The sequence below is a fragment of the Mesorhizobium sp. M1C.F.Ca.ET.210.01.1.1 genome, assembly GCF_004791585.1.
Lineage (GTDB): Bacteria > Pseudomonadota > Alphaproteobacteria > Rhizobiales > Rhizobiaceae > Mesorhizobium.
Window position 1 is genome coordinate 24,216 of the sequence record NZ_SRUU01000044.1, and the last position, 11,032, is coordinate 35,247.

Here is an 11,032-nt window from a genome sequence, read left to right on the forward strand (position 1 = left end):
GGTCATTTGCCTTCCGAGAGAGAAACGGAGGTTCCGCTGCCGTGCGCCTCGCCGGAGCGCACGGCGTGGGCAGCGGTCTGGACGCCGTGGGAGAGGCGCTGGGATCGCTGCATGCGTTTGGCCCAGTCAGGCGGGCCTTGCGCTGCGCTGCTGGCTTGGCCAGCGCGACCAGACGATGGATCGTTGGCAGGCTCGGCCGCGTCTCCGACCGTCCCTGGTGTCAATGAACCACCGGTCGCTTCGACGGCGGAATTGACGCCGGACGCAAAGCTCGACTTCATTGATTGACTGGCGCGCGCTGCAGCACGCTTGAGTGGCGAGGCCGTGCCGGACATAGCAGCGCCTGCGACGCCACTTAGACCGGAGGCGACGCCACCGGCGCCGGTCTGGCCGGCCGACCCGAGGGCATAAGCGGCAGAAGCACCTCCCGCGAGAAATGAACCGCTCCGTGCCGCTCCGGAGAAGGCGGTGGCTCCTCCTCGCGTCGCAAGGCCCACGGCGCCGCCCGCGACGAGCACTGTGCCGCCAGCGGCGAGGCCCGTGCCAATCGCGGCGCCGGCGCCAAGCTGCGGTCCGCCGGAGACCAGACCATTGGCAATGCCAGGGCCGAATATGCCGAGACCAAGCAGCGACAATGCCGCCAGCACGATCGCCATCGCTTGATCGATGGTAGGATTCTCGCCACCGAAGCCTTGAGTGAACTCGCCGAACAGCGTCGAGCCGATGCCGATGACGACAGCAAGGACAAGGACCTTGATGCCCGACGAGATAACATTGCCGAGCACGCGTTCGGCCATGAAGGCGGTCTTGCCGAAGAGGCCGAAGGGGATCAGGACGAAGCCAGCCAGCGTCGACAGCTTGAATTCGATCAGCGTGACGAAGAGCTGCACGGCCAGGATGAAGAAGGCAAGCAGGACAAGCGCCCAGGCGAAAAGCAGGCAAGCGATCTGAATGAAGTTTTCGAAGAAGGACACATAGCCCATCAGACCCGAGATGGCCTCAAGTAACGGTCGTCCCGCATCGAGCCCGGTTTGCGCGATCCTGCCAGGCCGGAGCAGGTCCTGCACTGAAAAGCCGGTGCCGCTTGCCTTGAGGCCGAGGCCGGAGAAGCTTTCGAAGACGATCCGGGCAAGACTGTTCCAGTTGGAAATCAGGTAGGCGAAGACGCCAACGAACAGCGTCTTCCTGACGAGCCGCGCGAGGATGTCGTCATCGGCGCCCCAACTCCAGAAGAGCGCCGCGAGCGTCACGTCAATGACGATTAAAGTGGTGGCGACGAACGCGACTTCGCCGCCGAGCAAGCCGAAGCCGCTGTCTATGTAACGCGTGAACGTGCCGAGGAATTGATCGATAATGCCGGTGCTGCCCATCGCCTATCGAGCCCCCCTCGAGCTCGCATCCGGCGACGGCGGGGTGGCCGGCTCTCCAGTCGAGCTCACAAATGGCGCTTTGGAACCAAGGAACCGGTCGCGCTGCTCGGTCCATAGGCGCAGACAGGCGCTGTCGCGCAAAGCTCCCTCGCCGAGCACCTGGCAGCGGCGAAGACCCTCGCTGAGCGGGCCGTGCGAGGTTGCCGGCGCCTCGAGCACTGCGGCGCCCGGCTTGTCCTGCTTGCGGGTCATCTCGACAGTTGTCGCGGTGACTGCGACAGCGACGAAGATGACGGCGATGATGCGAGCAAGGGTCTTGCCATCCACTGTGGTAATCCTCAGCGGTTGAACATTGAGGCATTCCCGACCTGGTAACCGGAGCCGGGGGCGAGGAAGCGGCGGCGCTGCTCGCGCCCCTGTTCCGCCGCAGCCGCACGTTCGGCTTCTGTCAGCGCCTGGGCACGACCGTTGGCAGCGACGACGGCAGTGAGGTCGGCAAGTTGCTGGGCTTGAAGCGCTAGGAGTTGGTTGCCAGCCTGCGTCGCCTGCAATGCGCCCGTAGCCGATTGGCTGGCTCCGACCAGCGCCGACATTTGCACGCGATTGGTGTCGATGTTTCCGACGACGCCGGCCTGCACGCGCATGGCGTCCTGGAGGCCGCCAACCGTATTTTGCCAGCGCGAGCGGGCATCCGCGACAAGCTGCTGGTCGGAAGAGGAGAGTGAAACCGAGCCGTATTGTTGCTGAAAGATCTTGTCGACCTGCTGGACGTCGAAGGCGATGTTTTGCGCCTGCCCGAGGAGCTGCTGCGTTCTCTGCACAGATTGGCGCAGTTGCTGGAGCGAGGAAAAAGGCAGGCTCGCGAGATTGCGGGCCTGGTTGATCAGGATCTGCGCTTCGTTCTGAAGCGAGGTGATCTGATTGGTGACCTGCTGGAGCGACCTCGCCGCTGTCAGCACATTTTGCGCGTAATTCGACGGGTCAAACACGATGAGTGCGTGCGCCGGCGTAACAGGGATGAACGAAACTGCGAGCGGCGGGGCGAGCATGGCCGCGGCGAGCACAAGGATGTGCGAACGGGACTTGAGGCTAGTCATGACTGGGGCTCCTCTTCAACTGGTGGGATGGGAGTGGGCAGGTTGGGAATGAGGTCCACGGCCCAGGCAACGTTTCGCGCGCGCAGCCAGGAAGCCAGGAAGCCGTCGCGACCGTGCTCGGCGACCACACTGGCGATCAGGGCCTGGTCGGTTTTCGACGATGCGGCGCAAAGCGCGAGGCCAACTTCGGACAGGCCGAGCTCGAAGAGACGGTTGCCGCGCCGGGACTGGCAGTAGTAGTCGCGCTTAGGCGTCGCGCGCGCCAGGATTTCGATCTGGCGCTCGTTAAGACCGAAGCGCTGATAGATCGCCGTGATCTGCGGCTCGATCGCACGCTCATTGGGCAGAAGAAGGCGGGTCGGACAGCTCTCGATGATCGCCGGCGCGATATTGGAGTTGTCGATGTCGGACAGCGACTGAGTGGCGAAGACGACGCTCGCGTTCTTCTTGCGCAGCGTCTTCAACCACTCGCGAAGCTGGCTCGCGAAGCCTTCATCATCGAGCGCCAGCCAGCCCTCGTCGATGATGAGCAGGGTCGGCCGCCCGTCGAGCCGGTCACCAACACGATGGAACAGGTAGGACAGGACGGCGGGCGCGGCACCGGTGCCAACCAGGCCTTCGATCTCGAATGCAAGAACAGATGCAGCGCCTAGATGCTCAGCCTCGGCATCAAGGAGCCGGCCATAGGGACCACCGACGCAATATGAGCGAAGGGCCTGCTTCAGGTCGTTCGACTGAAGCAGCACGCTCAAGCCCGTGATGGTGCGCTCCTCGACCGGTGCGGAGGCGAGCGACGTCAGCGCGGTCCAGATATGTTCCTTGGCATCCGGGGTGATCGGGATGCCTTCGCGGGCAAGGATCGCAAGGAGCCAGTCGGCCGCCCAGGCGCGCTCATAGGTGTCGTGTATGCGTGCGAGCGGCTGGAGCGAGACGGAGGCTGTCATGCCTTCGGTGAGCGCGCCGCCCAGATCGTGCCAGTCACCGCCCATGGCAAGTGCGGCGGCGCGGATCGAGCCGCCGAAGTCGAAGGCGAAGACCTGGCTGCGTTCATAGCGACGGAACTGCAAGGCCATCAGCGCAAGCAGCACGGATTTTCCCGCGCCGGTGGGACCGACGATCAGAGTGTGGCCTACATCACCAACATGCAGCGACAACCGGAACGGGGTCGAGCCCTCAGTCTTGCCATATAGCAAGGGAGGACTGCCGAGGTGCTCGTCCCGTTCCGGCCCCGCCCACACGGCAGAAAGGGGGATCATGTGGGCGAGATTGAGTGTCGAGATTGGCGGCTGGCGGACATTGGCGTAGGCATGTCCGGGCAATGAACCCAGCCATGCGTCGACGGCATTGACGGTTTCGATGATGGCCGTGAAGTCACGACCCTGGATGACCTTCTCGACGAGGCGCAGTTTCTCCTGCGCCACGCGCGGGTCTATATCCCAGACCGTGATGGTCGCGGTGACAAAGGCCATGCCCGACACGTCAGCGCCGAGTTCCTGCAGGGCCATGTCTGCATCGGCCGACTTATTGGCGGCGTCCGTGTCCACGAGCATGGAGGCCTCGTTTGTCATGACCTCCTTCAGGATCGCTGCGATCGACTTGCGCTTGGCGAACCATTGCCGCCGGATCTTCGTCAGAAGCTTCGCGGCATCGGTCTTGTCGAGCAGGATCGCCCGCGTCGACCATCGATACGAAAAAGCGAGCCGGTTCAGGTCATCAAGCAGACCTGGCGTCGTCGCAGTCGGAAAGCCCATTATGGTGAGCACGCGAAGATGCTGGTCGCCAAGGCGCGGCTCGAGCCCGCCGGTCAGTGGCAGGTCGGCCAGTAGCGCATCGAGATAGATCGGAGTCTCCGGGACGCGAACGCGGTGGTGCTTGGTCGATACGGTCGAGTGCAGGTAGGTCAGCGTCTCTCTGTCATCGAGCCACTGGCATTCCGGCATCAAGCCATCGAGCAGGGAGAGCACGCGCTCGGTGCGGTCGAGAAAGGCGCGCAGGATCTCCTCGGCATCCACGCCAGACTGTTCGCTGCCCTCGTAAAGCCACTTCTCGGCGCGTGCGGTATCGTCGAGCGGGGGCAGGTAGAGGAATGTGAGGAAGTAGCTCGATACGAAATGAACCCCTTCCTCCTCGAAGTCGGCTTTGCGCTCGGCGTCGACCAGTTGAGAGGCGGGATCGGGGAACTGGCTCTCGGGATAGGTCGCCGCCTCGTGACGCTGCGCCTCGACGAAAATGCTCCAGCCCGAGCCGAGGCGGCGGAAGGCATTGTTGATGCGTGAAGCCACTGCGACCAGTTCGGCCGCGACGGCGGAATCGAGATCCGGTCCCCGGAATGCCGCGGTGCGCTGCAGGCTCCCATCCTTGTTGAGCACTACCCCTTTCGCGACGAGCGCAGCCCAGGGCAGGTAGTCGGCCAGGCGGCTGGCGGTGCGGCGGAATTCAGCGAGGTTCATCATCACCGCGTCCTCAAACCGACAGATGAGCAGGAATACGCAGATGCCGGCGCCCGACTTCCATGAACAGCGGATCGCGTTTTGCAGCCCAAACCGCTGTGAAGTGTCCAAGCACCCAGATGATGAGGCCGACCAGCCAAAGACGCAGGCCAAGGCCCACGGCACCCGCCAGCGTGCCGTTCAAAATGGCGATGGAACGCGGCGCGCCGCCGAGCAGGATGTGCTCGGTCAACGCCCTGTGGACCGCGACGGTGAACCCCGGCACGATATCGAGGTGTTCGAGCGAGGTCGCCATTCAGATCAATGCCCCGCCGCCGAAGGAAAAGAACGACAGGAAGAAGCTCGACGCCGCGAAGGCGATCGACAGGCCGAAGACGATCTGGATCAGCCGCCTGAACCCGCCGGAGGTATCGCCAAAGGCAAGCGTCAGCCCCGTGACGATGATGATGATCACGGCGATGATCTTGGAGACAGGGCCTTCGATCGACTGAAGGATCTTCTCTAATGGTTGCTCCCACGGCATCGACGAGCCGGCCGCATTGGCGCCAGGGACGATAATGGCGCTGACGATCAGCGTTGTGGCGGCAGTAGCCAGGTACTGGCGTGAAAGCGTGCGGATCATGAACCGTCTCCTGTGTTGTTTGGGGTAGCCTGCGAGATGCGATAATCGCCATCGGGTCCAATCCCTTGGACGCGAGCGAGTTCGGTGAGCCGCCGTGCGGGGCCGCGACCTGACAGCACGGCAACGAGATCGATGGTCTCGGCAATCAGCGCGCGTGGGACGGTGACGACGGCTTCCTGGATGAGCTGCTCGAGACGGCGTAGTGCTCCAATGCCTGAGCCGGCATGAATGGTGCCGATGCCGCCCGGATGTCCGGTGCCCCATGCCTTCAAGAGGTCGAGGGCCTCGGCGCCGCGCACCTCGCCGATGGGGATGCGGTCTGGCCGCAGTCGCAGCGAGGAGCGGACCAGGTCGGAAAGCGTAGCGACGCCATCCTTGGTGCGCATGGCAACAAGGTTGGGCGCCGCGCATTGCAGTTCGCGCGTGTCTTCGATGATGATGATGCGATCGGCACTCCTTGCCATTCGGCGAGCAAGGCATTGGTCAATGTCGTCTTGCCGGTGGATGTACCGCCGGCGACCAGGATGTTGGCGCGGCTGGCGACCGCGGCACGCAAGGTCGCCGCCTGCTCGATCGTCATGATGCCCGCAGCGACATAGTCGTCGAGTGTGAAGACTGCGACAGCGGGCTTGCGGATCGCGAAGGCAGGTGCTGAAACGACGGGCGGCAGCAGACCTTCGAACCGTTCGCCTGTTTCTGGCAGTTCAGCAGAGACCCGCGGAGAGCGAGGATGCACCTCCGCGCCGACGTGATGGGCTACCAGGCGCACAATGCGCTCGCCGTCAGCGGCGGACAGCATCTCTTGCGTCTCGGCCAGACCGTTGGTGAGACGATCTACCCAGATACGGCCATCAGGGTTCAGCATGACTTCGACGACAGTGGGGTCGTCCAGGAACCGGCTTATGGCGACCCCGAGCGCTGTGCGCAGCATGCGCGAACTGCGCGCGCGGCCTTCCGGATTGTTGTGTGGAACCACGCTTCTGTCCCCGTTTCAGTCGGGAACAGCTCAGGCCGTTCCCGCTCGGGGATGATTAAGAGAACCAGAAATCTGGCCGGTTCAACAAGTTTCCATTGCCGTCGTACTGTGGCGTGTAAATACAGGCGGGCGGCGGCGCCGCCGTTGCCTTCCTCCGGTTCCAGGACGCTTGCGAGATCGAACTTGAGTCGCAGGAACGGTAGGGGGAATCGGCTCAGCCACCTTGATCATCGACTATCGCGGCGTCTGATTGGCCAAGCTCTTTGCGGGGCTCCATGCTGGTGTTCGCTGTTGCCTATTGCACAATACCCTAATTTTTGTGCAGCATAATAACCTAATCATAGAGAAGCATGATTCCCTAATGAAAGCGCAACGTAAAAACCTAACAGTTGCGCAGCACGAAAACCTGAGGACCTCAATATGGCACTGCCTCATGAGAAATTGGCCGAGGCGCTCGCCGCGCTCAAGGCGCTTCAGGATCGGCATATCGTCGCTATCCGCTCAACCGAACTATCCCGTACCCACCGCGAGCGGCTTCTGAAGAACGGCTTCCTGCAGGAAGTCATGAAAGGCTGGTACGTGCCGTCCAATCCCCACCAGCGTCAGGGTGAAACAACGGGCTGGTACGCCTCGTTCTGGGATTTTTGCGCCAACTATCTGAATGACCGCTTCGGCAAGGATTGGTGCGTTGCCCCCGAACCTTCTCTCTCCTTTCATGCAGGCAATCGAACGGTGCCGGGACAATTGTTGGTGCGATCCCCGACCGGAGGCAACAAACCCACCGCGCTTTTGCACGGCACATCGATTTTCGACATCCGGGCCAGCATGCCGGCTGCCCGCGACATCGCAGAGATCGACGGCCTTCGCCTCTACGCCTTGCCTGCGGCGCTTGTCGAGGCCTCCCCCACTTTCTTCTCGCAAAAGCCGACCGACGCGCGGACGGCGTTGACGATGATCTCGGATGCATCGGAAATTCTCGCGCGACTTCTTGAAGGGGGTCACAGCACCATTGCTGGTCGCCTGGCGGGTGCATTTCGCAACATTGGTCGCGAACGGATAGCAGATGACATCATCCGCAGCATGCAGACTGCCGGTTACACGGTTCGTGAGACCGATCCGTTCGATACACGGCTTGAGTTGTCCCTCCCGCGCCGCGAGACCTCACCCTATGCCGGGCGGATCAGGTTGATGTGGCAGGAGATGCGCGGCGACGTCGTCGACAATTTCCCGGAGGCCCCCGGCCGCCCGAACGACGTTGCTGGCTATCTTCGGCGCGTTGATGACATCTATGTCACGGATGCATATCACTCGCTTTCCATCGAAGGCTACCGGGTCAGCCCGCAGTTGATAGATCGGGTCCGCAGCGGCAACTGGAACCCCGACGGCGACCCGCAAGATGGCGAACATCGCGACGCGCTCGCGGCGCGTGGTTACTACCAAGCCTTCGAAGCGGTGAAGCGCAGCGTTGGATCAGTGCTAGCCAATGAAAATCCCGGCCGCGTTGTCGATGACGATCATGGACAATGGTACCGCGAGCTATTCGCTCCCAGCGTTGCGGCCGGTATCGTGAAACCCGGCGACTTGGCTGGCTACCGCAGCGATCGCGTATTCATCCGCAACTCCATGCATGCCCCACTGTCGCCCAATGCCGTTCGAGATGCGATGCCCGTCTTCTTCGAGATGCTCGAGGCGGAAGAGCAACCGGGGGTGCGAGTGGTCCTCGGCCATTTCATTTTTGTCTACATCCATCCCTACATGGACGGGAACGGCCGCATGGGACGGTTCCTGATGAACGTCATGATGGCAACGGGCGGCTATCCCTGGACCATCATTCCCGTGCAGCGCCGCGCTGGATACATGGCCGCCCTTGAGCGGGCCAGTGTCCACCAAGACATTGTGCCGTTCAGTCGCTTTCTCGGTGAATTGGTAGATCAAGACATGTCGGGGAAGACAGCCGCGACCTTGCCCACCGGCTAGACAATCATTCACCCCGAAAATGGCAGCTTGCGTGAACATAGGTCATGTTCCGACGGCGACGGCATGCCCTTGTCGTCAAGAACCTGCGACCCCATCGTCCCGAACGAGCGGGTTGGCCAGCAAAAGCCCGGATTTCCGCTATTTCTTGTGACGCCAAACGGCCTTTGTTCACGTTTGTTTCCGGCGATTCTGTGGGGTAACTGTGGGGTAGTCGGAAACGTTCTGCTTCTGTGCCATGGGCATCCTGAGGTCAAGACCTATATATTCGCTCATTGTTGCTCTCCGTTCGATACTTGGGCCCGGCGTCCAGTCGTGAGCCTGTGCTTCCATCCTATCGGGGAACAACTACCCGCTCTTCAATATGTGACCGCTTCCGGCTTCAGGGCGGGTCGCTCCGCGATTTCCCGATGTTCAATCAGGGCTGTCTGGCTTGATTCAAATCCGAAGCGGTCTGTCCTGCGGTTGGTTGCGATGGCCGGGAACATGGCGCAGGGAACTCCCGGATCAGGATGGTCGAAGCACACCGGAATCGCTGCAGGAGCTGCGCTTGCCTAGTTTTGTAACAGCTATTTCCCCGGCCAACATTCGGCGGGTTCGCTTTTAGAGCAACGCCCGTTTGAGATCGTCATGTTCGAATGCGCTTGCCATACGGCTGATCTCGGCCGGTCGGGCGCCCACCGCCTTGGCGGTATCGCGCCAGGTCGCAGTCACTGTCGCGACCTCCTTGATAATTGTTCTCGCCTGATCCAGCGTAAGCGCAAAGAACTCGGACGCAGCCTCCAAAAGATCGAGCGAACACGTTCCTTCATCGAGGTCGATTTTGGTTGTCAGAACCCGTGGCTTGAGATCGGTCGGCACCGGATTGAGATCGTAGGCAGGCGAGAGCGACCAGCCAGCCTTTCCCAGCCAAAGGAAGCCGTGGTTGCGCAGATGGTCGTCGACATTGGAAATCAGCACGTTGAAGACGACACGGCGATAAAGCGCCTGGGCGTCGGTTTTTCCCTGGGCGCCATGTTGCGCGAGCGCGTCGACCATTTCGGGATAGCTGCCATGCTCGCCGTCCCTGGCTCCCATCATCGCCATTGCGGACAGGAAAGGGATACGGTACCCGTCGTCGCGGTCGAAACGTCTCGATAGCATGACGGGCTTGCCCGCGACCTTGATCAGTTCGTGATGCGGCGTTGCGATGCCAGCTTGGCCTGCCAGACGCAGCGCGATCTCCTCCCAGGTTTCTATGCTGTAGTCGTCGGTCTCCTTGGGAAATTTGGCAATTGCCAGGCGACCATGCTGATCGATGACAGATGCCTTCGGTCGGGCCCCACCAAGAGAAGAGCCTGGCGCGAAGATCAGTCGCAGGTCCTCGTCACTCTCTTCGTCCCGGAGGATTCGCTCGGTAATTTCCAGGAGGCGCCCTAGCTCGATGAAGGCAGGGACGCTGTCATGGGTCGGCGCCTGGTAAACATGTGCACCGACTGTTCGGAAGCGGAGAGCTCCAAGGCGCGTCTCATCGGCGACACCGAGAAGGTAATCGCTCTCCATAAGGGTGCGAACCGCACGTCTTTCGCGTTCCGCCAAACGACGCTCAGAACGCTGCATGAGGCGTCGCCCCCAGGTGTCCGGTGCGGAGTCGCCGATGGAGCCGAACATGGATGCCCCGGCAGGGGGAGCAAAGGCGCCGCGGGTCAGCGCCAGAGCCGGCTCCAGGAAGAATCGATCCGAATCCTTGAGCCATGCATCGTCATACTCAAAGAGGATCGTCTCCGTGCCGCGGTTGCGATTGGTCCTCGCCAGCCCGACGGGACGCGTGCGGCCGCCAAGATCGATGTGGACTTCGAAGTCAGCCATCTCGGAACTTGCCGCCTGACCGCCTAAGGTGAACGTGCTTGGGTAGTTCAGCGCTGGCCAGTGCCTGGCCGACCTTATCGCTGCCGATATCGGCAACCTGACTCAGACCATCAAGCAGGCCGAGTGCCTGAAGGACGCCGGCGTATATACCGACGCTAACGCTGGTGTCGCCGGCTTCGACCCGTTGTAGCGTCGAGCGCGAGGTGAAGGCGCGCTCCGCTACGACGGCCATCGGAAGCCTGCGACGCCGGCGGGCATCGTGGATATCTGCTCCTAGCTTGCGCAGGGCGCGCCTAACAGCGGCCGGAGGATTGTGAGGAGTAGACATTTGACACCTTCACGCTACATATCGGCTAAAAATGTAGCACGAAGATAACAATTCTTCTAGATGTGCCAGTGCACATTCTCACCTCGTCTGGAGGCTCACGTGAGATCAGGGCATTCGCAAATCCCTCCAACGCCTGTGCCGCTATCACAGTGCTCGCGGGAAGCTATTCCTGCCCCTCATCTTCAGGTTCGCCACCCTACGAGATCACACGCGAGACTTCTCTGGCAGATCACCAGACCACGTAAGAGGGGCAAAAGTCGCGGCGGTCAGGCTGCGGAGCGGCTGCTGACGATGTTGGGCAGGTATGGGACGTGAGGGGCGTTGGTGATTTCGAGGCGGGCGCCGAGGTAGTCCCAGAAGGAAAGCC

At 61.9% G+C, this 11,032-nt stretch carries 9 protein-coding genes and 1 pseudogene; 1 reads left to right on the forward strand and 9 read right to left on the reverse strand.

The genetic code is table 11. From position 1 onward, the window contains the following. Positions 1 to 2: 2 nt before the first annotated feature. The 7 genes and pseudogenes from trbL to trbB form a co-directional block, all read right to left on the reverse strand. Complete coding sequence (trbL, locus tag EN853_RS30305) at positions 3 to 1,370, reverse strand: P-type conjugative transfer protein TrbL (RefSeq protein WP_127862678.1); 1,368 nt, start codon at positions 1,368 to 1,370, stop codon at positions 3 to 5. Between the two features lie 3 nt (positions 1,371 to 1,373). Continuing rightward, positions 1,374 to 1,697, reverse strand: coding sequence for a putative entry exclusion protein TrbK-alt (trbK-alt, locus tag EN853_RS30310; RefSeq protein WP_127862679.1), 324 nt, complete (start codon positions 1,695 to 1,697; stop codon positions 1,374 to 1,376). Between the two features lie 11 nt (positions 1,698 to 1,708). Then, on the reverse strand, positions 1,709 to 2,467 hold the full coding sequence (gene trbJ, locus EN853_RS30315) for a P-type conjugative transfer protein TrbJ (RefSeq protein ID WP_127862680.1): 759 nt from the start codon (positions 2,465 to 2,467) through the stop codon (positions 1,709 to 1,711). Further along, complete coding sequence (trbE, locus tag EN853_RS30320) at positions 2,464 to 4,920, reverse strand: conjugal transfer protein TrbE (RefSeq protein ID WP_127862681.1); 2,457 nt, start codon at positions 4,918 to 4,920, stop codon at positions 2,464 to 2,466. The genes trbJ and trbE overlap by 4 nt, the downstream gene beginning before the upstream one ends. Before the next feature lie 10 nt (positions 4,921 to 4,930). Then, positions 4,931 to 5,212, reverse strand: a complete 282-nt coding sequence (locus tag EN853_RS30325) for a VirB3 family type IV secretion system protein (RefSeq protein WP_127862682.1) — start codon at positions 5,210 to 5,212, stop codon at positions 4,931 to 4,933. After that, a complete protein-coding gene (locus EN853_RS30330; protein ID WP_127862683.1) occupies positions 5,213 to 5,539 on the reverse strand; it encodes a TrbC/VirB2 family protein in 327 nt (108 codons plus the stop codon). Further along, positions 5,536 to 6,470 (reverse strand): annotated as a pseudogene (gene trbB, locus EN853_RS30335) (P-type conjugative transfer ATPase TrbB). Before trbB ends, EN853_RS30330 begins: the two are co-directional and overlap by 4 nt. Positions 6,471 to 6,935: 465 nt before the next feature. Here trbB and EN853_RS30340 point away from each other — a divergent pair. Beyond that, positions 6,936 to 8,492 (forward strand): Fic family protein, encoded by a 1,557-nt coding sequence (locus tag EN853_RS30340; protein WP_127862684.1) that lies wholly within the window; start codon positions 6,936 to 6,938, stop codon positions 8,490 to 8,492. A gap of 600 nt (positions 8,493 to 9,092) precedes the next feature. Here the strand turns inward: EN853_RS30340 and EN853_RS30345 are convergent. Next, positions 9,093 to 10,337: a HipA domain-containing protein gene (locus tag EN853_RS30345; protein ID WP_127862685.1), complete on the reverse strand. Its 1,245-nt coding sequence runs from the start codon at positions 10,335 to 10,337 to the stop codon at positions 9,093 to 9,095. Beyond that, entirely contained in the window at positions 10,330 to 10,665 is a 336-nt protein-coding gene (locus EN853_RS30350) for a helix-turn-helix transcriptional regulator (protein ID WP_127862686.1), read from the reverse strand. The genes EN853_RS30345 and EN853_RS30350 overlap by 8 nt, the downstream gene beginning before the upstream one ends. Between the last annotated feature and the right edge of the window lie 367 nt (positions 10,666 to 11,032).